This is a genomic window from Eubacterium sp. An11, assembly GCF_002161065.1.
Lineage (GTDB): Bacteria > Bacillota > Clostridia > Lachnospirales > Lachnospiraceae > Anaerobutyricum > Anaerobutyricum faecale.
The window spans coordinates 102,993-126,417 of the sequence record NZ_NFLV01000005.1 but is presented as its reverse complement, the minus strand read 5'-3'; the positions used below and the strand labels follow the sequence as shown (position 1 = coordinate 126,417).

28 protein-coding genes and 1 riboswitch are annotated in these 23,425 nt (G+C 49.5%); of the genes, 21 read left to right on the top strand and 7 right to left on the bottom strand.

The features are described from left to right. Positions 1-41 precede the first annotated feature (41 nt). Positions 42-212 carry a 4Fe-4S binding protein gene (locus tag B5E53_RS06050; RefSeq protein ID WP_087277618.1) on the bottom strand — a complete coding sequence of 57 codons (171 nt, stop codon included), beginning with the start codon at positions 210-212 and terminating at the stop codon, positions 42-44. Positions 213-555: 343 nt separating this feature from the next. Here B5E53_RS06050 and B5E53_RS06045 point away from each other — a divergent pair, with 343 nt between their 5' ends. Next, positions 556-1,140, top strand: a complete 585-nt coding sequence (locus B5E53_RS06045; RefSeq protein ID WP_087313146.1) for a YARHG domain-containing protein — start codon at positions 556-558, stop codon at positions 1,138-1,140. A gap of 35 nt (positions 1,141-1,175) precedes the next feature. Beyond that, the gene (locus tag B5E53_RS06040; protein WP_087313145.1) at positions 1,176-1,736 is read left to right on the top strand and encodes a hypothetical protein; all 561 of its coding nucleotides are present in this window, start codon (positions 1,176-1,178) and stop codon (positions 1,734-1,736) included. Between the two features lie 175 nt (positions 1,737-1,911). Here B5E53_RS06040 and B5E53_RS06035 read toward each other — a convergent pair whose 3' ends face one another. Continuing rightward, a complete protein-coding gene (locus B5E53_RS06035; protein WP_087313144.1) occupies positions 1,912-3,144 on the bottom strand; it encodes a 6-phosphofructokinase in 1,233 nt (410 codons plus the stop codon). Positions 3,145-3,413: 269 nt separating this feature from the next. Here B5E53_RS06035 and B5E53_RS06030 point away from each other — a divergent pair, with 269 nt between their 5' ends. The 10 genes from B5E53_RS06030 (at position 3,414) to B5E53_RS05985 (ending at position 12,751) form a co-directional block, all read left to right on the top strand. Then, positions 3,414-4,376, top strand: a complete 963-nt coding sequence (locus B5E53_RS06030) for a sulfotransferase domain-containing protein (RefSeq protein WP_087313143.1) — start codon at positions 3,414-3,416, stop codon at positions 4,374-4,376. A 90-nt stretch (positions 4,377-4,466) separates the two neighbouring features. Continuing rightward, a riboswitch (FMN riboswitch) is annotated at positions 4,467-4,615 on the top strand. A 133-nt stretch (positions 4,616-4,748) separates the two neighbouring features. Beyond that, the gene (ribD, locus tag B5E53_RS06025; protein WP_087313142.1) at positions 4,749-5,906 is read left to right on the top strand and encodes a bifunctional diaminohydroxyphosphoribosylaminopyrimidine deaminase/5-amino-6-(5-phosphoribosylamino)uracil reductase RibD; all 1,158 of its coding nucleotides are present in this window, start codon (positions 4,749-4,751) and stop codon (positions 5,904-5,906) included. Between the two features lie 78 nt (positions 5,907-5,984). Further along, on the top strand, positions 5,985-6,635 hold the full coding sequence (gene ribE, locus B5E53_RS06020) for a riboflavin synthase (protein ID WP_087313280.1): 651 nt from the start codon (positions 5,985-5,987) through the stop codon (positions 6,633-6,635). A gap of 93 nt (positions 6,636-6,728) precedes the next feature. Beyond that, a complete protein-coding gene (gene ribA, locus B5E53_RS06015; RefSeq protein ID WP_087313141.1) occupies positions 6,729-7,934 on the top strand; it encodes a GTP cyclohydrolase II in 1,206 nt (401 codons plus the stop codon). Positions 7,935-8,030: 96 nt separating this feature from the next. Next, positions 8,031-8,504: a 6,7-dimethyl-8-ribityllumazine synthase gene (gene ribE, locus B5E53_RS06010; RefSeq protein ID WP_087313140.1), complete on the top strand. Its 474-nt coding sequence runs from the start codon at positions 8,031-8,033 to the stop codon at positions 8,502-8,504. A gap of 242 nt (positions 8,505-8,746) precedes the next feature. Then, positions 8,747-9,679, top strand: coding sequence for a phosphate ABC transporter substrate-binding protein (locus B5E53_RS06005; protein ID WP_087313139.1), 933 nt, complete (start codon positions 8,747-8,749; stop codon positions 9,677-9,679). Between the two features lie 118 nt (positions 9,680-9,797). Continuing rightward, complete coding sequence (gene pstC, locus B5E53_RS06000) at positions 9,798-10,709, top strand: phosphate ABC transporter permease subunit PstC (protein ID WP_087313278.1); 912 nt, start codon at positions 9,798-9,800, stop codon at positions 10,707-10,709. Position 10,710: 1 nt separating this feature from the next. Continuing rightward, a complete protein-coding gene (gene pstA / locus B5E53_RS05995; protein ID WP_087313138.1) occupies positions 10,711-11,589 on the top strand; it encodes a phosphate ABC transporter permease PstA in 879 nt (292 codons plus the stop codon). Between the two features lie 54 nt (positions 11,590-11,643). Continuing rightward, positions 11,644-12,405, top strand: a complete 762-nt coding sequence (gene pstB / locus B5E53_RS05990; protein ID WP_087313137.1) for a phosphate ABC transporter ATP-binding protein PstB — start codon at positions 11,644-11,646, stop codon at positions 12,403-12,405. Between the two features lie 130 nt (positions 12,406-12,535). After that, entirely contained in the window at positions 12,536-12,751 is a 216-nt protein-coding gene (locus B5E53_RS05985; protein WP_087313136.1) for a DUF1858 domain-containing protein, read from the top strand. Positions 12,752-12,991: 240 nt separating this feature from the next. Here B5E53_RS05985 and B5E53_RS05980 read toward each other — a convergent pair whose 3' ends face one another. From B5E53_RS05980 to B5E53_RS05960, 5 genes are all read right to left on the bottom strand, one after another. After that, a complete protein-coding gene (locus tag B5E53_RS05980; protein ID WP_087313135.1) occupies positions 12,992-13,837 on the bottom strand; it encodes an adaptor protein MecA in 846 nt (281 codons plus the stop codon). A 332-nt stretch (positions 13,838-14,169) separates the two neighbouring features. After that, positions 14,170-14,817, bottom strand: a complete 648-nt coding sequence (locus tag B5E53_RS05975) for an N-acetylmuramoyl-L-alanine amidase (RefSeq protein ID WP_087313134.1) — start codon at positions 14,815-14,817, stop codon at positions 14,170-14,172. Between the two features lie 40 nt (positions 14,818-14,857). Then, on the bottom strand, positions 14,858-15,214 hold the full coding sequence (locus B5E53_RS05970) for a P-II family nitrogen regulator (protein ID WP_087313133.1): 357 nt from the start codon (positions 15,212-15,214) through the stop codon (positions 14,858-14,860). Between the two features lie 13 nt (positions 15,215-15,227). After that, positions 15,228-16,469 (bottom strand): ammonium transporter, encoded by a 1,242-nt coding sequence (locus tag B5E53_RS05965; RefSeq protein ID WP_087313132.1) that lies wholly within the window; start codon positions 16,467-16,469, stop codon positions 15,228-15,230. Between the two features lie 259 nt (positions 16,470-16,728). Then, positions 16,729-18,333 (bottom strand): recombinase family protein, encoded by a 1,605-nt coding sequence (locus B5E53_RS05960; RefSeq protein ID WP_087313131.1) that lies wholly within the window; start codon positions 18,331-18,333, stop codon positions 16,729-16,731. 85 nt (positions 18,334-18,418) lie between these two features. Between B5E53_RS05960 and B5E53_RS19110 the strand changes: the two genes are divergently transcribed. From B5E53_RS19110 to atpH, 9 genes are all read left to right on the top strand, one after another. Further along, the gene (locus tag B5E53_RS19110) at positions 18,419-18,577 is read left to right on the top strand and encodes a hypothetical protein (protein WP_162611806.1); all 159 of its coding nucleotides are present in this window, start codon (positions 18,419-18,421) and stop codon (positions 18,575-18,577) included. A 438-nt stretch (positions 18,578-19,015) separates the two neighbouring features. Beyond that, entirely contained in the window at positions 19,016-20,050 is a 1,035-nt protein-coding gene (locus tag B5E53_RS05950; RefSeq protein WP_087313276.1) for an L-threonylcarbamoyladenylate synthase, read from the top strand. Between the two features lie 11 nt (positions 20,051-20,061). Next, positions 20,062-20,526, top strand: a complete 465-nt coding sequence (locus tag B5E53_RS05945; RefSeq protein ID WP_087313129.1) for a hypothetical protein — start codon at positions 20,062-20,064, stop codon at positions 20,524-20,526. Further along, positions 20,523-20,789, top strand: a complete 267-nt coding sequence (locus tag B5E53_RS05940) for an AtpZ/AtpI family protein (protein ID WP_087313128.1) — start codon at positions 20,523-20,525, stop codon at positions 20,787-20,789. The genes B5E53_RS05945 and B5E53_RS05940 overlap by 4 nt, the downstream gene beginning before the upstream one ends. After that, positions 20,755-21,171, top strand: coding sequence for an ATP synthase subunit I (locus B5E53_RS05935; RefSeq protein ID WP_087313127.1), 417 nt, complete (start codon positions 20,755-20,757; stop codon positions 21,169-21,171). Before B5E53_RS05940 ends, B5E53_RS05935 begins: the two co-directional genes overlap by 35 nt. Before the next feature lie 4 nt (positions 21,172-21,175). Then, on the top strand, positions 21,176-21,916 hold the full coding sequence (atpB, locus tag B5E53_RS05930; protein WP_242963539.1) for a F0F1 ATP synthase subunit A: 741 nt from the start codon (positions 21,176-21,178) through the stop codon (positions 21,914-21,916). 120 nt (positions 21,917-22,036) lie between these two features. Beyond that, positions 22,037-22,303: an ATP synthase F0 subunit C gene (gene atpE, locus B5E53_RS05925; RefSeq protein WP_087313272.1), complete on the top strand. Its 267-nt coding sequence runs from the start codon at positions 22,037-22,039 to the stop codon at positions 22,301-22,303. Between the two features lie 36 nt (positions 22,304-22,339). Then, positions 22,340-22,873, top strand: coding sequence for a F0F1 ATP synthase subunit B (gene atpF, locus B5E53_RS05920; protein WP_242963538.1), 534 nt, complete (start codon positions 22,340-22,342; stop codon positions 22,871-22,873). Continuing rightward, positions 22,858-23,406, top strand: coding sequence for an ATP synthase F1 subunit delta (atpH, locus tag B5E53_RS05915; RefSeq protein WP_087313126.1), 549 nt, complete (start codon positions 22,858-22,860; stop codon positions 23,404-23,406). Before atpF ends, atpH begins: the two co-directional genes overlap by 16 nt. The last annotated feature ends 19 nt before the right edge of the window (positions 23,407-23,425 follow it).

Genomic DNA, 23,425 nt, shown 5'->3' with positions numbered 1-23,425 from the left:
CACTCTTTTTTGCGTAACGGAAATTCTTCTGAAAATCCGGATTATTCCTGGCTGATAGCGCCGGATGGGCATGCACCTGCGCATGTTCCGCAATCGATGCAGGAATCAGCGTCGATTTCGTATTTGCCGTCGCCTGCGCTGATAGCGCCTACTGGACATTCACCTTCACAAGTTCCACAGTTGATACATTCATCAGAAATTACGTATGCCATTAGTATATCCTCCTTTAGGTTTAGATTATTACAAAACTCTCTTGTTCTGTATTCCTTATTTTATACTAGATTTCCGCCAATATCAAGCGGAATTCCAAGAAAAATACTGGTAAAATTGTATTATTTTCAAACCAAAAACCATGTTTTTCGTTTCATATCGATATCTGTCTAAGTATCTGTTTCTTGTTGAGAATAATTATTAATTACATTTGTATTAAATTATAATGAACAATTATCATAAAGGGTTGATAGAACCAGTATTATCCATTATAATAAAAACAGGAGAAAAAATGTGTTATTAGACAATAAAACACATTTTTTATTTTTGTAAAGGGGGAGTTTGATGTGGAACCCTGAAGGCGACGGAAAAACAGGAAGAATGATGATCAGTGCCGTGATCATTGTCGCGCTGACGCTGACAGCGGTGATTCTCGGATTTTCTGTACTGCAGAAAAAGCATGAGGAGATCATCTCTGCGGCCACGGACACAGAAGGAAATACAGAGATTACCATTGCGATCGGACAGGCCAGGAAAGATGAAGATGCCGGTGAAGACACAGAGGACGGATACGGAGAAGGAAGTGAAGACAGCGAAGGGGAAAGCGAAAACGTGTATCTGGTCAAGGGAAACGATACCGGTTCCAATCCTTATGAGAAGGCGGATCATCTGGCCTACACAAACAGTGTGCGCTATACCTGGGATGAACTGTCCTGTCTGGATTCCTACGGTCTGTGTATCACAAGAAATGAAATTTACGCCCGCCATGGCAGAATGTTCACAGATCAGGATATCCAGAATTATTTTAACAAACAGGACTGGTATGTGGCGCAGACGGCGGCCGCGGCCTTTGACGATTCTGTTTTAAATGATGTGGAACAGTATAATGTGGAATTGATTCATTCTTATGAGCTGCAACAGGGATACTGACCAGAGGGTCTGGCTTAAAGCAGGAGGAAGAGAACATGGACAAAAAACTAGCGGTGATATTTCCGGGAGTCGGCTATCACACGGACAAGCCTCTTCTCTACTACGGGAAGAAGCTGGCGGCAGCCCGGGGCTATGAGATTCTTGAGGTAAGCTACGGAGAACTGCCATCCGGCATCAAGGGCAGCAGAGAGAAAATGCTGGAAGCCTTTGAGGCGGCCAGCGATTGTGTCGCCGGCCAGCTTTGCCAGGTGGACTTTGCCGGCTGTGAAGATGTGCTGTTTATTTCCAAGAGCATCGGAACCGCTGTGGCGGCAGCCTTTGCCCTGCACAATCACATCTCTGCGCGTCAGGTATATTATACGCCGGTGGAAGAATCTTTTATGGCCATCGGAGAAGAAGGAATCGTGTTTCACGGAACCAGTGACCCGTGGGCGAGGACGGAGATCATTGAGGAAGAATGCCGGAAGAGGCATCTGCCTCTTTATGAGACGGCCGGAGCCAACCATTCCCTGGAGACAGGAAATGTACAAAAAGACCTTAAGAATCTGGCAGAGATCATGAGGCAGACGGAAAGATATATCGCGGGGATATTATAAGCAGGCAGAAGAATGCCGCATGAAGGCTGCAAAACAAACCGAAGAAACACTGCGCAGTCAGCGCAGAAAAAGAACCCTCCCGGGAACAGAACGAGAAGATGTCCTGTACCGGGAGGGGATTTTTATGCCCATCGGGCGAAAATATTTCCGGGAGATGATGACCGTTCAGACGGAATTATTTCCGGGAAACGAAAGCCGGAAGGCCGTCCTCTCCGAGAGGTACGTCCACCCTGCCCTGGATCAGTGGGCGGGCGTAGGCGATGAATTCTTCCGTCACGTCGGTGCCGTCAGCGGAAATCCAGGACAGCGGCACCGTCTTTTCCTTGTTGCATACCTCGTTGACATCGGTGAGGCCGCAGTCCATCCGGTAGGAGCCGTCGGACGTAGTCTGGCGCTGGAAGGAAACCATCTTTCCGGTTTCTCCCTGCAGAGCGGCTTTTACGCCGAAAGATCCGGCAGCAGCAGCCTCCTGCTGGTCTGTGGCGGAAAGCATGGAAGCAGAGCAGCGCTGGCTGACGTTGAACTCCACAGAGCGGGCCTTCACGCCCAGACGGGAGCGGACAAGATTTTCCAGATATTTGCCGCAGCCCGCAAGCATCTTGTGACCGAAGGTATCTGTTCCGACGGAATTATCATATTCGCAGATAAAAGTGCCTTCTTTATCGTGAATGCCCTCAGATACGCAGACGATGACATTGCAGTTCTTTTTCAGACACTGGCTGATCTTTGCCAGGAAATCTTCAGTGTCAAAGGAGGTCTCTGGCAGGTAGATGAGCATCGGGTTATCTCCGGTATATTTCCGGGCCAGAGCAGAGGCGGCTGTGAGCCAGCCGGCATGACGGCCCATGATCTCGATGATGGTGACAGATTCTTTCTCGTAGACATTGGCATCCAGAACGATTTCCCGGACAGTGGACGCCACATATTTGGCGGCGCTGCCGTATCCTGGGGTGTGGTCGGTCTGCACCAGATCGTTGTCAATGGTCTTTGGCTGTCCGATGATGCGGATGTCACTGCCTGTGGAAGCGGCGTAGCGGGAGAGCTTGCTCACTGTATCCATGGAATCGTTTCCGCCGATGTACTGAAAATAACCGATATTCATTTCTTTAAACTTCTCAAAAAGCTTCGGATAAACCGGATCGTCCAGAGATTCCGGAAGCTTGTAACGGCAGGAACCAAGATAAGCGCCCGGTGTGTATAAAAGAGCGTCCAGCTTGTCTCCCGGAAGAGCCTCGTCGAAATCAAGGATGGTATCATTTAAAAAGCCTTCGATACCATTGACCATACCGTAAACATGGCTGATTTCTTCGGGATGACGGCGGGCTTCCGACACAACTCCGTAGAGACTGCTGTTGATAACCGCCGTGGGACCGCCGGACTGTCCGACAATAAGAATTTTTCCTGACATAGTATACCTCCTGTAATTATGAACTATTAAGCTGAGTTTATTATACAATACGAATAGAAAACTGTCCATTTTCTGGTTTTAAAATATTTTTTTTATAAATAAAAGCATTTATTTGCAAAATTTTTTCAAATTTTTTTCAATTTATCCACAGAGCCGACACAGTTTTTTTGTAAAATATTTTAGCTGAAAATCAATATTGGTTTCAGGAATGATAAATCAAGGTAAAAATACGAAAGAAAGGCGGGGAGAGAGCCCCTGATGATGACAAAATGAAACCTGCTTTTATGTGTATCGGATTCCAGAAATGTGGAACCACTTCTTTGTATGATATTTTACGGCAGCATAAAAAAATTTACCTGACAGAAGGGGTTAAGGAACCTATGTTTTACAGAGTTCCGCTGCTTCGGCCCTGCCTTGGCAAAAAATGGTATGAAAAGCGATATTTTGGACGTTTCCGCCCGGAAAGCGGACAGACGCCGGGAGAGATCAATGCCGGTCTGTCCTTTCGGGGATGCGCAGACAAGATCGGCCGGGATTTTCCGAAAGAGACCCGTCTCATTTTTCTCATGCGCGATCCGGCGGACCGGTGCTATTCGGCATATAAGTATTTCCTGCCGCTGGGATTCCTTCCCTGCCGGACGGTGAAGGATGATCAGAAGAGGGGGCATGCGGCGGCCTTTGACAGATATGTGCACCGTGTTCTGGAAAGTCCGGTGAAACGCAGACAGATCATGCGCCGGCGGCTGAAATATCTGTGCTTTTCCCAGGGCAATTATGCCCGCTGTATAGAAGAATACCTGCGGTATTTTCCGAAAGAAAACATGAAGTTTGTATTTTTTGAGGAGATGGTTCAGAACCAGCAGGAATCCGTGGAAGATATTCTGGAGTTTATCCGGGTGGAAAAAGACCCGGAAGTCAATTATAACGTCAAAAGCAATGAGAGCATTTTCTGCGCGGTATCTCCTCTGCGCAGCAAGATCATGTATGGTGCTCAGGGAATCTATCACTTGTTTATGGATTTCCTTCATCTGGGGCGCTGCCCTGCAGCTACGCGGGCGTTCCGCAGAGGATTCCGGCATATTCTCACCTTCTGCATTGCGCCGGAAACGGATAGATCAAAAATGTTTCCCCGCACCCGCCAGTTTCTGAACAGATACTATAAGGAGGAGACTGCACGGCTGGAAGAGCTGATCGGGCGAAAGGTTCCGGAGAGCTGGGGGCGGACGGCGTGAGAAGATGGGCTGCAGACAGCGTTTGTATAAATTCACAGAAAAACTCTTGAAAACACATGAATAAAGAGTTATAATAACCAAAGAAATGAAAACGGTCTTCAGGGCGGGGTGCAAGTCCCCACCGGCGGTAATCACAGAGCAGCACCATGTGCGGTGTCTGTGCGAGCCCGCGAGCCGAAAGGCAGGATTCCGGTGAGATTCCGGAGCCGACGGTATAGTCCGGATGGTAGAAGATGTTTCTATTTATTTATGCATGCAGATGTAATGATCTGTGTGTGCAGATGGCAGTGACAGGCCCTGAAATTAGTCGCGTGAAGCGATTGGTTTCAGGGCCTTTTTTATTTGTGCGACAGGGAAGGAGCATGTGACAATATGGAGCATAAGAACGATACGAGTCATAAAGAAGAACTGCATGCGGCCGGCCGGACCGATGAGCAGTATATGAGAAGAGCGATAGAACTGGCCATGCGGGGCAGCGGTCATGTGAATCCCAATCCCCTGGTGGGGGCGGTGATCGTCCGGGATGGAAAAGTTCTCGGGGAAGGCTGGCATGAGGAATATGGGAAGCTTCATGCAGAGAGAAATGCCATTGCCCACGCCAAAGAAGCCGGATACAGCCTGGAGGGGAGCACCATTTATGTGACCCTGGAGCCCTGCTGTCATTATGGAAAGACGCCGCCGTGTACGGAGGCCATCATCGGAGAGGGCATCACCAGAGTGGTGGTCGGTTCCGACGATCCGAATCCGCTGGTCTCGGGCAAAGGTTTTCAGATCTTAAGAGAGCATGGCATTTCGGTGGTCACTCATGTCCTCAAGGAAGAGTGTGACGCCATCAATCAAGTGTTTTTTCATTACATACGCACCGGGCGCCCTTTTGTGGCTATGAAATATGCCATGACTCTGGATGGAAAGATTGCCTGCCATACGGGAGATTCCCGGTGGGTGACCGGGGAAGAGGCCCGGGGACATGTGCAGATTCTGCGCAATCATTATAAAGGTATCATGGTCGGTATCGGAACGGTGCTGGCGGATGATCCCATGCTCAACTGCCGCATGGAAGGAGGGAGGAATCCGGTGAGGATTGTCTGCGACGACTATCTGCGGATCCCGGCCGCATCGAGACTGGTGCAGACGGCCAAAGATCAGCCGCTCATCACGGCCTGTCTGCCGGGGGCGGACCGGGAAACGATGAAGCTTCTGGAAGAAAAGGGAGTGATAATCTGGGAGATACCGGAGAAGAACGGCCGGATCGATTTGAGCTGTCTGATGGAGAAGCTGGGCGAGAATAAGATTGATGGCATTTTGCTGGAGGGTGGCGGAACCCTCAACGAGAGTGCGCTGCAGGCAGGAATTGTCTCCAGGGTATATTGTTATCTGGCGCCGAAGATATTCGGCGGGGCAGAGGCCAGGACGCCGGTGGAAGGCCGGGGCGTCAGTCTGGCGTCGGAAGCCTGGCAGCTGCAGGAGATCCATATGCGCCGGTTCGGCAAGGATATTCTTCTGGAATACGACATAACCGGAGAAGCATGAGTACATCAGAAAAAATGACGCAGTCAGAGAAATGTGACATGGCTGAAGCAGCACATGGAGAAAGGAGAGAGGACAGCGGTGTTTACAGGCATCATAGAGGAAGTCGGCGTGGTGAAAAGCATCAGAATGGGTGCGCAGTCGGCCGTCATCACTATTCAGGCAGAAAAAGTGATGGAAGATATTCATGTGGGAGACAGTATTGCCACCAACGGTGTGTGTCTCACGGTGACTTCCTTTGACAAAAACAGTTACAGCGTGGATGTCATGCATGAGACCCTGCGCCGGACTAATCTGGGAACGCTCAAAAGCGGCAGCCGGGTGAATCTGGAAAGAGCCATGGCGGCCGACGGCCGTTTCGGCGGTCATATCGTGGCGGGACATGTGGATGATCCGGGAACGATCACATCCATGGAAAAAGACGATAACGCCATCTGGATCACGATCCGGACGACACCGGCGGTACTGAAATATATTGTGGAGAAAGGTTCCATCGCCATCGACGGCATCAGCCTTACAGTGGCGCGGGTGGACGATAAGAGTTTTGCGGTCTCAGTGATCCCTCACACGGGAGCGAACACTACGCTGCTGGAGAAAAAACCGGGGGATACGGTCAATCTGGAGACAGATATGGTTGGCAAATATGTGGAAAAGCTCCTTCGGTATGAGGAAAGTAAGGAGAAACCACAGTCAGGTATTACCATGGATTTCCTGAAAAGCCATGGATTCTGATCAACTGCGGGAAAGGGCAAACCGCAGAACAGACAAAAACAGACGACAATAAGAGAAACAATAAAAACATAAGCAACAAGGAGGACAGACAAAATGGATACATTTCAATTCAATACCATAGAGGAGGCCCTGGAAGATTTCAAACAGGGGAAGATGATCATTGTGGTGGACGACGGCGACGTGGAAAATGACGGAGCCCTGATCATAGCCGGACAGTTTGCTGCGCCGGAAGCTGTGAACTTTATGCTCACCTACGGAAAAGGTATGATGACCATGCCGGTTTCCGAGGATGTGGCCAGAAAGATCGGCGTGGAGGAATTGATCTGGGAGAACCGGGAACTGTCCCGTTCCACATCCACGGTGACCATTGACAGCGTCGATGTGACCGATGGCGTGTCGGCGGCAGACCGCTCCCGGACAGTGATGGCGGCTGCGGCGGAAAACGCCGCCCCGGATAATTTTAAGAGGCCGGGAACTATGGTGCCTAAGGTGGCACTGCAGGGAGGCGTTTTGAAGCGGACCGGATTTACGGAAGCATCGGTGGATCTGGCGGTGATGGCGGGACTGCGGCCGGTGGGACTGCGCTGCGGCATTCTCGATGAGGAAGGATCGGTGGCGCGGGTGCCTGCGCTCATGAAGTTTGCGGCTGAGCATCATCTGAAAATCATTACCATTGCGGATCTGATCCAGTACCGCCGCCGCACGGAAAGTTTTGTAAGCTGCGAGGCACAGGCAGACTTTCCGACCCATTACGGACATTTTCGTATTTACGGCTATGTGAATAAGTTAAATGGCGAGCATCATGTCGCCATTGTAAAAGGAGATGTGGCAGACGGTGAGCCGGTATTGTGCCGGGTACATTCGGAATGCCTCACCGGCGATGCCCTGGGATCAAGGCGCTGTGACTGCGGTCAGCAGTATGCGGCGGCCATGCGGATGATAGAAAAAGAAGGCCGGGGCGTACTGCTTTATATGCGCCAGGAAGGCCGGGGAATCGGTCTCATTAACAAGCTGAAAGCCTATGAGCTGCAGGATCAGGGCATGGATACGGTGGAAGCCAACCTGGCTCTGGGATTTCCGGAAGATCTGCGGGATTACGGTATCGGCGCGCAGATTCTGGCGGATCTTGGAATCAAAAAATTGCGCCTGATGACCAACAATCCGGCCAAAGTGGTAGGATTGTCCGGATATGGCATCGAAATTGTGGAGCGGGTGCCGATCATCATCGAGGCCAACGAGGATGACTTTTTCTACCTGAAAACCAAACAGGAAAAGATGGGGCATTACACGAAATATTAAGAGAACAGAAAAGAACTTCAGGATCTTTTTGTGAAAAGAGAAATCATTTGAAAATTACCATAAGAATAACCATAAAAATATCAGGAGGAATGAATCATGGGAGTAAAAATATTTGAAGGAAAAGTAGTAGGCGGAGAAGAGAGAGTAGGTATCGTGTGTGCGAGATTTAACGAGTTCATTGTTTCCAAACTTCTGAGCGGAGCCATTGACGGCCTCGTTCGTCACGGAATGAAAGAGGAGAACATTGACGTGGCATGGGTTCCGGGAGCCTTTGAAATCCCGCTGATCTGTGAGAAGATGGCGCAGTCCGGAAAATATGACGCAGTCATCGCGCTGGGAACGGTGATCCGCGGAGCAACCAGCCATTATGATTATGTATGCAATGAAGTTTCCAAGGGAGTGGCTCAGGTTGGTCTGAAATCCGGCATTCCGGTATTGTTCGGTATTGTGACCACGGAGAACATTGAGCAGGCCATCGAGCGGGCCGGAACCAAAGCGGGAAACAAAGGATATGACTGTGCGCTGAGTGCCATTGAGATGATCAACCTCATCAAAGAAATTGAAAAATAAGCGGCTGGTTGACTTTTCATCTTTAAGTGTATTGTGTTATATAAAGAATATATTGCCAATATTTTCTGACTTTATTACATTATTTACAGATATGTAATAATAAAAATAGAAAGTTATCTGACTTTTTACTTGATTTTTACAGGTCCGAGATGTCGTTTTTTACATGAGAGCTCTATAATTCAGAACAAATAAAGATTTAAATACTTTATTGAGCAAAGAAAGACAAAAGGAGGATCATTCAAATGAAGAAACAGATGTTGGCAATTTGTATGGCAGTATTTATGGCTTCAGGACTTCTTGCAGGATGTGGAAGCGGAAACTCTGATACATCGACACAGGCTGCCGCTACCACAGAAGCCAGCTCAGAAACCGGAGGAAACGCAGCAGACCAGGATTTAAGCGGCACTATCACAGCAGCCGGTTCTTCCGCTTTAAAACCTCTTGTAGATGACGCAGCAAACTCTTTCAGTGAACAGTACCCGGATGTGGCGATCACAGTGGATGCCGGCGGTTCAGGTGAAGGTTTAAAACAGGTAGCTGAGGGAACAGTTGATATCGGAAACTCTGACGTAGCAGCGGATGAGAAACTGGATGCCACACAGGCAGGCGAACTGGTGGATCATCAGGTATGTGTTATCACCATGGCGCCAATCGTTAACAACGATGTAAAAGAAGGCGGCGTGACAAACCTGAGCAAAGATCAGTTAATTTCCATCTTTACAGGAAAGACCACCAACTGGAAAGATGTGGGCGGTCCAGATGAGGATATCGTATTAGTAACAAGACCGACTTCTTCCGGAACCCGTGCAACTTTTGAAAAATATGCCCTTGATGGAAATGAAGAGGCATCCAATGCATCTATGGAAACGGATGATTCCGGAGTACTTCTTCAGAATGTTAAAGATACAAAAGGTGCTATCGGTTATGTGGCACTGTCTTATCTGACTGGTGACCCGGGTGTATCCACTGTCTCCATCGATGGTGTAGAGCCGACACTGGAAAATACATATTCAGGTGCTTATCCGGTATGGACGTTTGAGCATATGTATACAAAAGGCGAGCCTAATGAGGTCTGCGATGCATTTATCAAATACATCATGTCTGATGAATACGGCACAAATATGGAACAGCTGGGATATGGCGTATCTTCTAAAATGACAGTAACCGAACATTAAAAATGATTATCCCGGAAAAGGATATCAAAGGGAGCGGGCTTATCGAGCGATGAGCCCGTTTCTCTTTTGGACGGGACAGGACATCCGGGTGGCAAAATCAGGAGGAAAGGGGATACATATGATTGAAAAGAAGAAGCAGGGGATGTTTTACAAAGAATATGTATGGCGGGGCGTTACAATTTTCTTTGGACTTTTTGTCATCGCGCTGACAATGATCATCGGTGCATTTCTGATCTATAAAGGTTCCGATACATTTCTCAAATTCGGACACACCATCTGGGGGTTCCTGGGTTCTGCCCAGTGGAATCCGGCGGACAGCGCGGAAGGCGGCGGACAGACCGGAGCGCTGATTTTTATTGTGGGTTCCGTGGTAACCTGCGGTCTGGCTCTGCTCATTGCGACCCCTTTTGCTCTGGGTTCCGCAATCTTTATGACAGAAATCGCGCCGGGGATCGGTGAGAAATTTTACCGTCCTATTGTGGAAATATTTGCCGGGATTCCGTCCGTGGTATACGGATGGGTGGGACTGACTGTTTTAGTCCCGGCCATCAAGACGGTATTTCACCGGCAGGTGGGACATTCTGTTCTTGCTGCCGGGCTGGTGCTGGCGGTCATGATCTTCCCTACGATCACCAGTGTATCCGCCGATGCCATGGCTGCGGTGCCGGACGAATGCAGAAATGCCGCCTATGGACTCGGCTCCACCCGGTGGCAGGCCATCTGGCGGGTGATGGTGCCGGCGGCATCCTCAGGCATTATAACGGGAGTGATCCTGGGACTGGCCAGGGCTTTCGGTGAGGCGCTGGCGGTGGCCATGGTCATCGGACAGACCACGGCGCTTCCAACCAGTATTTTTTCCACCACAAAGACATTAACGACTGAGATCGCGGCTCAGATGGGAAATGCCATGGAGGGAGGAGAACTGAAAGCGGCCCTGTGGACCATGGCGCTTCTGCTGTTTTTGATCTCTCTGATCTGCATCACATTGATCCATCGTTTATCCGGAAGCGGCAGGAAAGGAGAGAAGTAAGATGAAGGAACGAATGAGATGGGCGAAAAGAACAGACCGGATTATGACGGTTGTATTTTATGCGGTTGCCGTATTCTTTCTTGTATTGCTGGCAGCCTTTGCGGGAAAAGTCATCATCGGCGGATTTCTGGAGGCAAAGCCGGAGATGTTCGGTTTTGAGCGGCAGGGGACCATCGGAAATCAGCTGTTTAACACCATCTACCTGGTATTCATTTCTCTGCTGTGTTCGGTGCCGGTGGGAGTCTTCGCCGGTATCTATCTGGCCGTCTATGCCAAGGATGGTCCTCTGACTAAATTTTTAAGAATCTGTATTGAAACTTTATCCTCGCTTCCGTCCATCGTGGTGGGCCTGTTCGGATATCTGGTCTTCCTGGTATTCATCGGTATGGGAAAAAGCCTGCTGGCAGGAGCGCTGTCAGTGTCAATCCTTACCATCCCTCTGTTGACCACCACCACAGAGGATGCCATCCGCGGTCTGCCGGAGGGATATTTCCAGGGCAGTCTGGGACTGGGAGCGACCAAATGGCAGTCGGTGTTCCATGTGGTCCTTCCGGCCTGTATTCCGAGGATCATGACGGGAGTGATCCTGGCGGCAGGAAGAGGCTTTGGAGAGGCAGCGGCGCTCCTTTACACGACCGGATCGGGGAGCACCCTCCGGTGGGGAAACTGGGATATCACTTCACCAACCAGTCCGCTGAATCTTCTGCGGCCGGCGGAAACACTGTCCACACAGATCTGGAACCTGCAGATTAACGGGCAGGATCCGGCTCTGGCTGATCTGGCTGCGGCGATTCTGCTGCTTCTCGTACTCGTCTTCAACGTGGCGGCCAACGCCTGGAGCAGACGGATTGAAGTCCGCAACGCCGGAGAAAAAGTGTGATGGCGGCTGCTGGAAAATGGAAGAACAAATACCGGGAGAAAAGGAGACAGAAGAATGAGCGAAGGAAATGTAAAGTTTGACGTCCGGGACATTAATCTTCATTATGGAGCGTTTCATGCCCTGAAAGATGTCAATATGAAAATATATGAACATGAGATTACGGCGCTGATCGGGCCGTCCGGCTGCGGCAAATCCACATTTTTGAAGACGTTGAACCGGATGAATGATTTTGTAAATAATGTAAAGATCGACGGAGCCATTCACATGGATGGAAAAGATATTTACCGGGACATGGACGGTATCGAACTCCGCTATAAGGTGGGAATGGTATTTCAGCAGCCCAATCCGTTCCCAAAGAGCGTCTATGATAATGTGGCGTACGGGCCGAGGATATTTGGAATCCGGAAAAAAGCGCAGCTGGACGATATTGTGGAGAGGAGCCTCCGCCAGGCGGCGATCTGGGATGAACTGAAAGACAGACTGAAGAAAAGCGCGCTGGATCTGTCCGGCGGGCAGCAGCAGCGTCTCTGTATTGCGAGAACGCTGGCGGTGAATCCGGAAGTCATCCTGATGGATGAGCCCACCTCGGCGCTGGATCCCATTTCCACATCGAAGATCGAAGAGCTGGCCATGAATCTGAAAAAGGATTATACCATTGTGATCGTCACCCACAACATGCAGCAGGCCTCAAGAATCTCAGACCGCACGGCATTTTTCCTGCTGGGCGAGATGATTGAGTACGGGGAGACGCAGGAGCTGTTTGCCAGACCGAAAGATCCGAGGACCGAGAGTTATATTACCGGAAGATTCGGATGATGTCGGAATTATCATAGTAAAAATCTATGAATTTTTTCTGCCCTATTGAATTTTTCTGGCGGGTGTATTATACTGTGTAAAGTACCCCATAAACAAGCAGAATTTGCAAACAATAACAGGAGGAATAGATATGGCAGCTCAGGTTGTTACAAAGGATACATTGATCGGAGAAATGCTTCAGATGGATATGGGAATCGCCGCCATCTTAATGGCAGCAGGAATGCACTGCGTAGGATGCCCATCCTCCGCCATGGAGAGTCTGGAAGAAGCATGCATGGTTCACGGCATGGACGCAGACCAGGTGCTTGTCCGCATTAATGACTATCTGGCGAATAAAAATAAATAATATGATTTCTTTCATGGAAAGAACAGCGAAATAGCTGAGAGACGCTGCAGGAAGGCGGAATCGGTATAGCCGGTACCCGCCGGACGGCAGCTTTTTTATTTCATAGGAGATTGTATTCCTATGGAATTCCCATAAAAAACATGCACAGCCCTGTCTGAAACAAGACTGTGCATCCACGTATCTGAAAAATCTTTCTGAAAAGAATACATTTCTTTGAGAAAAATCCGTTCAAAACGGTATTTAATTGAGCTGATTCAATGTCTCCAGTGCATTTTCCCGGAACACCGGCTGAAAATGTTCATCGAAATATGAGAGTGTGGAGTAGGAGGCATTCATGGAGGTTCCGTAATCGGAAGCGATAATGCAGGCTCTCTTGAAAATCTCGCGCTCACACTGCTCTTTCATTAAAAGCAGATAATAGGTTTTGCCGGAAACATCTTTGTACAGGCGGCTTCCTCCGGTATAAAACGGAGTGAGGAAGGCGCTCAGCTGTGTGATGGTGTCCAGACTGGAAAACGTATAAATCTGCAGATTGTGTTTCTTTTTGGAGGCTTCCTGCTTCTTCCTGAGAACTTCTTTTTTAGCCTGGGCAATAGCCTGGGTGAACGGCGCGATCAGATCGAGGGCGTCGTCTGCTGCCTGCCTGCCGGTGTCCTTATCGGAAGAGCTGTCGAAAGTGAGATCCTCTTCCAGGCTGTCGCCAAAGGAGAGAGGTTCTTCATCGAAAGCATCGGCATCGGAAATCTCCGCGTCGATCACATCCGAAGAATAGTCATCATCCGCATCCTCATCGTCAAAAGGAGTGGAGAAGCGGGAGAATCGGGTATCCAGTTCGTCCGGGTCTTCCACTTTGGTGACAACGAGTACCAGACACTCATTGGAAATCGGAATGGCTTCGATCATCAGCGGAATGTTATCCGCCTCAAATCCCAGTTCGATGGAGGCCTGCTGAATCATGTCACGGAAGAGAGCCCGTGCCTTGGCGGAACCGTAAGCCAGCTCAGAGAGCCGCAGTTCCCGTTTATCTAAGTCAGATTTATTTAATGTACATCGTATCTGATTGTCATTTAATTTCTCTAATTTCATGAATTCACTTCCTTTTTGATAAAGTCATATCAGGATATCGTATATGGAGATTGTTGTCCCGTCCGGATGACAGGACAAGAATATGTGGTGTGTATAGTATAAACATTATTCTGAAAACTGTAAAGTGTTAAAATCACCCACATATCTGTAAATAAGTACGTTTTCACAAGGAATTCACAAAATATATTGTAAATCAATAATATATATAGTAATATAATATGTGAAGCCGGAAATCATGAACCAGAAGCAGATATCAGGCCGTCCCGTGGAGCGCCGTCCTCCGTAGAAAGATTTCGCCGGCGGACAGGAGAGCGCCGCGGGAAGGGAGATTATCAGGAATAAAGGTACTGCATGATCCCCATTGCAATCGCGAAGGCAGCCTTTTCCTGCATATTTTCATCCGTAATCATCTCGGCTTCGGAAGGATTAGAGAGAAAGCAGACCTCGGCGATGACCGTGGGGACTGCGTTGTCCCTGAGAAGGTAGTAATCAGAGTTGGGTTTGATTTCTCTCTTATTTTCCTCACCGGTCAGATATACGGTTTGTGCCTGGATGAGAGAGGCCAGCCGCTGGCTGTTTTCGTTGCCTGCCTGATAAAAGACCTGCGCACCGTGCTGGGAGCTGTCCGGAAAGCTGTTTTGATGGATGCTCACCGCACAGTTTGGCGCTGCCCCTGTGATGGAAGCTTTCCGGTTCCTTAAATCGCTGGCTTTTTTATTGGAGACGCCGGAATCTTCCAGACTGCAGTCGGTTTCCCGGGTCATCAGCACCCGGATGCCGTTTTGTTCCAGAACCGTGCGGCACTTGAGAGCGATCGCCAGATTGATTTCTTTTTCTTTGATTCCGGAGGCGCTGACCTTTCCGGGGTCATCCCCGCCGTGGGGCGGGTGTGGAAAGCGCCGGTCACCGCCGGAATGTGTATCACTGCCGGAAGGTGGACCGCTGTCCTGAATGTGCGTCTGTCTGTCATCTCCATACATAAAAAACGGGAGGCTTTGCGGCCTCCCGTCCTCACATTTATTATTCTGATTCCTGAATGGCGTCGTAGCCGGTTTCTTTTGTACGGATTTTTAATGCGGAGCGGATCTCATAAGTGAAGATCTTTCCGTCTCCGACTTCACCGGTGTAGGCGGCCTTCTGGATGGCGTCCACAGTCTTTTCCGCCCAGTCTTCCGATGACACGGCAATCTCGAACTTAACCTTCGGCTGCATCTGCATGTCCACTTCCATGCCTCGCACGATTTCTTTATATCCTCTCTGGATACCACAGCCCATGACCTGGTATACGGTCAGACCGTTGACGTTGAGGTCGTCCAGAGCTTTTTTTACATCTTCAAATTTTTCTTCTCTTACATATGCTTCGATTTTATACATCATATTCTTTCCCACCTTACTGATCTAATCCGTTGAAGCTTGGATATGCGCTTTCTCCATGCTGCGTAATATCAAGTCCAATCTGCTCTTCTTTGACAGTGACACGAAGAGGAGTAAATACTTTCACGATTGCCACGCAGATCAGTGTGCCCACAACGGCAACAGCGATGGTGACAATGATACCGATGATCTGAGCGGCAAAAAGATGGAAGTCACCAAACACCAGGCCGTTCCACTGAGCGACACTGTTGATGGAGGACTGGCCAAACAGACCTGTCGCGATACCTCCCCAGATACCGCCGATACCGTGGCATCCGAAGGCATCCAGAGCGTCATCGATTTTCAGTTTCTTCTTAACAAGAGCTACGCCAAAGTAGCAGATCGGGCTTACCAGGATACCAATGATGAGGGAAGCCCAGATCGGAACGAAACCGGCGCCAGGAGTGATGGCGACCAGACCGACAACCAGACCGGTGGAAGAACCGACCAGCGTAGGTTTTCCTGTCTTGATGACATCGATGGCCATCCAGGAAAGAAGAGCGGCTGCGGCGGAAATGGCGGAAGTCATAAATGCGTGAGCTGCCAGTCCGTCGGCTTTTAATGCGCTTCCTGCGTTGAAACCAAACCATCCGAACCAGAGGAGGGAAGCACCCAGTACAACAAAAGGTATATTATGAATCCGGTATGTGGTATGTTCATAGCCTCTTCTTCTGCCAAGGATAATGGCGAGAACAAGGGCGCTGACACCGGAACTGATATGTACTACGTTACCGCCTGCAAAGTCCACGGAACCGATGGAAGCCAGGAATCCGCCGGATCCCCATACCATATGAGCCATCGGATAGTAAACGATGATGGACCAAAGGGCGATAAAAATAAACAATGCTTTAAATTTCATACGGCCTACCAGAGAACCGGTAATAAGGGCCGGGGTGATCATGGCGAACATCATCTGGAACATACAAAATACCAGATGTGGAATAGAATCGGAATAAGGGCCCACATCCATTCCAACGCCGTTTAATCCGAACCAGCGGAAGTCTCCGATGATTCCGGCATGATTTCCGCCGAACGCCAGTGAGTAGCCAAAGAGCATCCACATGACGACGGACAGTCCCATGATGGCAACACAGGCCATCATTGTATTGACGACATTTTTTCTCCGTACCAGACCGCCGTAGAAAAACGCCAGCCCCGGAGTCATTAAAAATACAAAAGCTGCACAGATAATTACAAAAGCTGTATCTCCTGAATTCATATCTTATCTCATCCTTTCCTTTTCAACATGCCGGCTGTAAATGCTTGTTTCAGACTGATTTCATGAAAAAAGGCGCCTGCAGTATCAGCAATACTACAAACGCCTTTGTCTTGTAATGCAGTCTAACACAGTTTAATTATTTCGACAAGTAAAAAAATTGAATGATTTTTGAAAAAATTTCGCTGAATTAAACAAAGTTAACGGGATATTAAAAAAACATACTTAATTTATTATTGTATTTATAATAATTCCCTTAATTTTATACAGTATACTGACCGGGTAAACTGAAAAAGTGTTTCGGAGTCAGCCGGTAACAGATACAGATTTTCCGGTTTTCATATACGCTGATGTGCTCGATCATCTCCGAAAGGGGGAAAAAATCAAGAGAAGCCAGCTCTTTTTGCTCCGAGAGCGCAGTCAGAAAGGGAGACTGCCGGATCCTCCGGGAGAGAGCGGCGGAAGATTCAGAAAATAACCGGCATTTTTCTTTGTAAAGCTGTTCTTTCTGTCTGTATTCTTCCCGGCAGGAAAAGAATTCGTCCGCAGAGAGAATGCCCTCTTTATAATCGGAATAGGCGGACAGGAAGAATCGTCTGGCGCGGCCCCGCTCAGTTTCCGCCAGTTTCAGCTCCGGGCTTTTGCCGGTCTGTTCAGATAGAAAGGACTGCACCTGCTGCTGCACAAGGGAAGAAAGATTTGGCATGCAGTTTATGATGCGGTTGAAATCCTGAAGCAGAACCGATTCCAGATCTCTGGCGGCGATGGTATGGGGAGAACAGAATGATTTTCCGTGTCTTTTGCAGGTGCCGCAGGTGAAAGCGTACTCCGGGCGGCCGTTGGCATGATGCCAGCAGGTTTTGACCATGGTTTTGCCGCATCCGCCGCAGATCAGAAGACCGGAGAGAGGATGCCGTGCGGGGCGGGCGGGCGGCCGGTGATTTTCTGACGGGCGGCTGCGTATCTTCAGAAGCTCCTGGGTCCGGCGCCAGGTATCCCCGTCTATGATGGGTTCATGGGTGCCCGGCACGACGATCCATTTTTCCCGGCCGAGTGTCTGCTGGCGGCTGCGCATGTGCTGCTCCCTGGTACCTTGTACCATATTTCCCGCATATATTTCTTTATGTAAAATGTGATTAATGGTAGAATAAGACCAAAGGGAAGAATGGTTCCGCGATCCGGGATTGGTATAGCGCAGTCCGGAGACTTTTTTGTATTCCGAGGGACAGAGAGTTCCTTCCGCATTGAGCATCCGGGCAATCTGTTGTTTGCCAAAACCCTGCAGATACAGGGAGAAGATTCTGCGGATAATGGAGGCAGCGTAAGGGTCGATGATCAATCTGTTTTTATCGGACGGAGATTTCCGGTAGCCATAGCTGGCAAAGGCGCCGATGAATTCCCCGCGGTGTTGTTTGGTCCGCAGGGCGGCGCGGACTTTTCCAGAGATGTCCCGGGCGTATTGTTCATTGAATATATTTTTGATGGGGAGAAGCATGTCGTAAGACTGCCGTGTGCTGTCGATGTGATCGGAGACAGAGATAAAGCGGATGCCCCGCTGGGGGAAATACCGCTCCAGGAATCGTCCGGTCTCGATATAGTCTCTGCCGAAGCGGGATAAGTCTTTGACGATGACGCAGGAGATTTTTTTATTTTCAATATCAGCGATCATTTGCTGAAATCCCGGACGCTGAAAAGTGATACCCGAATATCCGTCGTCAACGTACATATTATATAGAAGAAGCTCTTTGTGTTTCTTTATGTAATCTGTCAGAAGTTTTTTCTGATTGGCAACACTGTCGCTCTCTTCCCGGTCGCCGTCCTCCCGGGACAGGCGGATATAAGCGCCAGTATAAAAATAATCCGGCATATTTTCACCTTCTTTTCCTTATATAACGGGGATACGGTGCCGCTGTTATGGCGGTCTGGAGGATACGTCCAGAAGATGTGCCCGGATGAGACGGCAGAGAAGCTCTTCCGCGGTGACGGAAGAGAGAAACTCTCTCTGGACAGCAAAGGTTTTTTCCGCCTTTTTTCTGCTGTTCGGAAGGCGGGATGTCTCAGAAGATAAAGAAGAGGTTTCTTTCATGGAAAAACTCCTTGTGGCGGGATGAACGCAGAACTATCAGACGCTGCGTTTCATGTATGTACTTAAATATACGCTTCCGGCCTGTCTTTTATGAACGGATACGCGCAGCAGATATCCGGCGTGCCCCGGGTCCAGGACGACGGTGAAGTTTCCGGAAGTATTAAAAATAGGAAATGTTCTGGTCATGTCGGAAAGGACCAGTGCGGCCAGAAACAGAAAAAGAGAGACCAGAGAGACGGCCCGGAGAGTGGGTCGGCGAAAATATGATTTTTTCATAAAAGAGAACCTGAAACGGGATACTTTTATTAGTATGCTTCTACAAAGAAAAGAAGAAGCATAAATGAAAAGATAAAAATAATCTAACAATTGTAACAAAAAATAGGACATGTTTTTTTGACTTTATGCATAAAGCATGTTACACTAGCAAAAGCTGATAGAAGGCTGAATGACAGAGGTGACTGCAATGAAAACGAAACTGGTAAAAATGGACGCATTGAAGGAAGCAGGTGAGATTATCCGTGCCGGAGGGCTGGTGGCTTTTCCCACAGAGACGGTGTACGGTCTCGGGGCGGACGCCATGAACAGCGAGGCGGCGGCAAAGATTTACGCAGCAAAGGGAAGACCGTCAGATAATCCGCTGATCGTTCATATTGCAGATATGGAACAGGTGGACCAGCTGGCTGAAAATGTACCGGAACAGGCAAGAAAGATCATGGAAGCCTTCTGGCCGGGGCCGCTGACGGTGATTCTCAATAAAAAGGAGACGGTGCCGGACGGCACCACCGGGGGACTGAAAACTGTGGCGGTGCGTATGCCATCTCATCCGGATGCCAGAGCGCTGATCCGGGAAAGCGGACGTATGATCGCGGCACCCAGCGCCAATACTTCCGGACGACCGAGTCCGACCACAGCGCTTCACGTGCTGGAGGACATGGACGGGAAGATTCCGATGATCCTGGACGGAGGTCCGGTGGGCATTGGCATTGAGTCCACGATTGTCGATATGACCGGCGAGGTGCCCATGATTCTGCGCCCTGGTTATATCACCAAAGCGATGCTTGAGTCGGTGGTCGGCACTGTGCAGGTGGATCCGGCGGTGGCCGGACGGCAGATGCCGAAAAATGTGGTGGCGAAGGCTCCGGGCATGAAGTACCGGCATTATGCGCCGAAGGGACAGCTGACTCTGGTGGAAGGCGACGCCGGAAAGGTGATAGAGAAGATCAATCAGCTGGCGCAGGAAAAAGAAAAAGACGGATTCCGCGTGGGGATCATCGGAACGGATGAGACCATCGGAGAGTACCATACGGGAATCCGGAGAAGTATCGGAAGCAGAGAACATCCTGACTCCGTGGCAGCCAATTTATACAGTATACTCCGGGAATGTGACGCACTGGGGCTGGATTACATTTATTCAGAAAGCTTTTTTGAGAAAGGGCTGGGTAATGCGATCATGAATCGGATGCTCAAAGCAGCTGGTTATCATCTGATTACAGTATAGGAGGTGCTGGTTTGGGATATCGTAAGATTGTAATTATAGGAGAAAATAATCTCTGCCGCAGCTTTATGGCGGAAGTGATTCTGCGGGGACTGATAAAGAGAAGAAATGTTTCGGATATCGAAGTGATATCCAGAGGACTGGTGGTACTGTTTTCCGAACCGGTTTCACCCATGGCGGTTTCCATTCTGAACCGGCATGGCTACGAGATTGCCGAGTTCCGTTCTTCTCAGCTGACGGAGGAGGATCTGGAATCTTCGGATCTGGCGCTGACCATGACGAAAGAGCAGGCGGAACAGGTGCGGACCAATTTTAAGGCACAGACCACCTGCATGTCCGTGGGGACTTTCATCGACATTGAGGAGGAAGTGCCGGAAGTGACCGAAGATACGCCGGAGGCCTTTGAGAAATGTTTTCAGTCCATTGAGTCCTGGATGGAGGCGGTGGCGGACCGGATCATCGGAGAACTGCTTCCATGAAAAGGCGAAAGAACCGCAGCGCCCTGCGGATGCTGGCGCTCATAAGTCAGCTGGGAATCTGTATGCTCACGTGTATTTTCATCTGTGTGTTTCTGGGCGACGTTCTTGTCCGGAAGTTCCACCAGGAGCTGCTCTTTCCCCTGATGCTGGTGATCGGTATTCTGGCGGGGATGCGTTCCTGTTACAAAATGATACAAGTATTTATGGGAGAAAAGGAATCAGATTATCATGAAACGGATAAAATGGATAAGGGAAACCAATGAGACGCTGCTGGATTTGATTTTTGGATGTCTGATCTGGAGTACGCTGGCGGAGATCATAGGACTGCTCATCGTCAGCGACCGCCTCAGCTATACCATAGGCATTGTGCTTGGGACCGTGGTCGCTGTGGGAATGAGTATCAGTATGGAGAAGGGACTGGAAAAATGTCTCCACATGAGCAGGGTCAAAGGACAGTGGGGCATGACAGTGAGGAGCATTTTCCGCTGGCTGATCATGCTGGCAGTGGTCTGGGCAGGGCTGCGTTTTGACGCCATCAGTTTCCCGGGAGTGCTTCTCGGTATTATCGGACTGAAGATCGCAGCGCTTCTGCATATGTACACAAACACATACGTGACAAAAAAGTTAAGAAAAGAAGGAAGGTGAATCAATGGGAGGTGCAGCAGCCGGCCTGCCGGCGGGAGCGATGCTCTTAAGCGGCGGCGCCGACGTGGATTTTTTTATCCACAGTTACTACGAGTTTGAGCTTTTTGGACAGACGCTCTCCATCAACACCACGATGATCTCCACGGTCATTGTCTGCCTGATATTGTTCGGGCTGATCCTCTTTGCGAGGCATGAGATCATGAAAGATTATGACGAGCCCAATGCCGTACAGAATGCGGTGGAAATGCTTGTGGAGACCATGGACGGCATGGTGGAGACCAGCATGGGTTCCCATGCGCCAAAGTACAGGAATTATATCATCACGCTCATGGCGTTTATTTTCCTGTCCAACATATCAGGCGTTTTTGGCCTGCGGGCGCCAACAGCAGACTTTGGTACAACCTTTGCCCTGGCGCTTATTACCTTTGTGATGATTGAATACGCCTGGATCAAGAGCAATGGCATTCGGTTCGTAAAGGATTTATTTGAACCGTTTCCGATCTTTTTCCCGGTGAATGTCATCAGTGAGTTTGCGACTCCGGTATCCATGTCCCTGCGTCTTTTTGGAAATGTGCTGGCCGGAACGATCATGATCAGTCTCTGGTACAGCCTTCTGCCGTGGTTCGTTAAACTGGGGATTCCGTCATTTCTGCATGTGTATTTTGATTTGTTTTCCGGAGCGATTCAGACTTATGTATTCGGAATGCTGACCATGACATTTATCACGGACAAATATGCGGACTGAGAGAGACGGGAGTTTTAAAGCAGCGAACCGGCTTTGAAAAAACGGCCGGATAGCAGGAAAGAAGCAGTACAGGTGGTACTGCGGTATGTGAAAGAATTTCAAAAGGAGGATTTTACTATGATGTCACAGATTACAAACGAAGGTTTAGTGTTAGCATGTTCTGCCATCGGAGCCGGTCTTGCGCTGATCGCCGGTATCGGACCAGGTATAGGACAGGGAATTGCCGCCGGATACGGAGCGTCCGCTGTAGGCCGCAATCCGGGCGCCAAGGGAGATATCATGTCCACCATGCTCCTGGGACAGGCAGTTGCCGAGACGACAGGTCTTTACGGTCTGGTCATCGGTCTCATCCTGCTGTACGCAAACCCGCTGATTGGCAAATTATAAAAATGCCTGGGGGAAACAGCGGAAAGGAGGCATGAGGTGCTATTATCATTGGATGACCGTATATTCGGCCTCGACGCGCAGCTGGTATTTCAGCTCCTCTTTATGGGCATAGCCATCTTTCTCTTATTCATGGCAGCCAGCTATCTGCTGCTGGACCCGGTGAGAAAGATTTTAAATGACCGGAAGGAAAGAGTGATGCGGGAGCAGAGAGAGGCCCTGGAAAACCGGGAGGCCGCTTTGCGCATGCGGGAAGAATACGACGGTAAATTAAAAGAGATTGATAAAGTTGCGGAGCAGATTCTGAGCGACTCACGAAAAAAGGCGATGCAGAGAGAGAATGAGATCATCATGAACGCCAAGGAGGAGGCCGGGAGAATTGTGGCCGGTGCCCGCCAGGAGGCGGAACTTGAGCAGAAGAGGGTCAATGACCAGGTCAAACAGGAAATTATTTCCGTGGCCGCTCTTTTGTCGGAAAAGCTGGTGGCATCGTCGCTGGATGAGGAGAAACAGAACGCGCTCATTGAGCAGACGCTGAAAGAGATAGGGGATGACACATGGCAAAACAGATAAGCAGCATTTACGGTGACGCGCTGTTTTCCCTGGCTCTGGAGGAAAACGCCGTGGACAGACTGGAGGAAGAGATCGGTCTGGCAAGAGAAGTTTTCCTTGCGAACGGTGAACTCATGAGTCTGCTGAATCATCCGGAGATCGTGAAGGAAGACAAGCAGGCGCTGGTGGAAGATTCGTTTCGTGGAAAAGTTTCCGATGAGGTGCTGGGATTTTTTCATGTGATCATAGAAAAGGACCGGCAGAAGGAGATGCTGCCGATTTTTGAGCATTTTCTTAAAAAAGTCAGACAATACAGAAAGATTGGTTCTGCCAGTGTGACTTCCGCGGTGGAACTTACGCAGGAGCAGAAGAAAGCAGTGGAGAAACGCCTTCTGGAGGTGACCGATTACCGTTCCCTGGAGATTGCGTACATTGTAAAGCCGGAGATTATCGGCGGCCTTATCATCCGCCTGGATAACCGGGTGGTGGACAGCAGCCTGAAAACACAGATTGATACTCTGAGCCGGCAGCTGTCGAAGATTCAGCTGTCATAAAACAGAAAGAAGGTGTGGG

Coding starts and splice junctions, on each gene's coding strand:
- B5E53_RS06050 (WP_087277618.1), bottom strand. CDS start 212: ATGGCATACGTAATTTCTGATGAATGTATCAACTGTGGAACTTGTGAA.
- B5E53_RS06045 (WP_087313146.1), top strand. CDS start 556: ATGTGGAACCCTGAAGGCGACGGAAAAACAGGAAGAATGATGATCAGT.
- B5E53_RS06040 (WP_087313145.1), top strand. CDS start 1,176: ATGGACAAAAAACTAGCGGTGATATTTCCGGGAGTCGGCTATCACACG.
- B5E53_RS06035 (WP_087313144.1), bottom strand. CDS start 3,144: ATGTCAGGAAAAATTCTTATTGTCGGACAGTCCGGCGGTCCCACGGCG.
- B5E53_RS06030 (WP_087313143.1), top strand. CDS start 3,414: ATGAAACCTGCTTTTATGTGTATCGGATTCCAGAAATGTGGAACCACT.
- ribD (WP_087313142.1), top strand. CDS start 4,749: ATGGAGCATAAGAACGATACGAGTCATAAAGAAGAACTGCATGCGGCC.
- ribA (WP_087313141.1), top strand. CDS start 6,729: ATGGATACATTTCAATTCAATACCATAGAGGAGGCCCTGGAAGATTTC.
- ribE (WP_087313140.1), top strand. CDS start 8,031: ATGGGAGTAAAAATATTTGAAGGAAAAGTAGTAGGCGGAGAAGAGAGA.
- B5E53_RS06005 (WP_087313139.1), top strand. CDS start 8,747: ATGAAGAAACAGATGTTGGCAATTTGTATGGCAGTATTTATGGCTTCA.
- pstC (WP_087313278.1), top strand. CDS start 9,798: ATGATTGAAAAGAAGAAGCAGGGGATGTTTTACAAAGAATATGTATGG.
- pstA (WP_087313138.1), top strand. CDS start 10,711: ATGAAGGAACGAATGAGATGGGCGAAAAGAACAGACCGGATTATGACG.
- pstB (WP_087313137.1), top strand. CDS start 11,644: ATGAGCGAAGGAAATGTAAAGTTTGACGTCCGGGACATTAATCTTCAT.
- B5E53_RS05985 (WP_087313136.1), top strand. CDS start 12,536: ATGGCAGCTCAGGTTGTTACAAAGGATACATTGATCGGAGAAATGCTT.
- B5E53_RS05980 (WP_087313135.1), bottom strand. CDS start 13,837: ATGAAATTAGAGAAATTAAATGACAATCAGATACGATGTACATTAAAT.
- B5E53_RS05975 (WP_087313134.1), bottom strand. CDS start 14,817: ATGTATGGAGATGACAGACAGACGCACATTCAGGACAGCGGTCCACCT.
- B5E53_RS05970 (WP_087313133.1), bottom strand. CDS start 15,214: ATGATGTATAAAATCGAAGCATATGTAAGAGAAGAAAAATTTGAAGAT.
- B5E53_RS05965 (WP_087313132.1), bottom strand. CDS start 16,469: ATGAATTCAGGAGATACAGCTTTTGTAATTATCTGTGCAGCTTTTGTA.
- B5E53_RS05960 (WP_087313131.1), bottom strand. CDS start 18,333: ATGCCGGATTATTTTTATACTGGCGCTTATATCCGCCTGTCCCGGGAG.
- B5E53_RS19110 (WP_162611806.1), top strand. CDS start 18,419: ATGAGACGGCAGAGAAGCTCTTCCGCGGTGACGGAAGAGAGAAACTCT.
- B5E53_RS05950 (WP_087313276.1), top strand. CDS start 19,016: ATGAAAACGAAACTGGTAAAAATGGACGCATTGAAGGAAGCAGGTGAG.
- B5E53_RS05940 (WP_087313128.1), top strand. CDS start 20,523: ATGAAAAGGCGAAAGAACCGCAGCGCCCTGCGGATGCTGGCGCTCATA.
- B5E53_RS05935 (WP_087313127.1), top strand. CDS start 20,755: ATGAAACGGATAAAATGGATAAGGGAAACCAATGAGACGCTGCTGGAT.
- atpB (WP_242963539.1), top strand. CDS start 21,176: ATGGGAGGTGCAGCAGCCGGCCTGCCGGCGGGAGCGATGCTCTTAAGC.
- atpE (WP_087313272.1), top strand. CDS start 22,037: ATGTCACAGATTACAAACGAAGGTTTAGTGTTAGCATGTTCTGCCATC.
- atpH (WP_087313126.1), top strand. CDS start 22,858: ATGGCAAAACAGATAAGCAGCATTTACGGTGACGCGCTGTTTTCCCTG.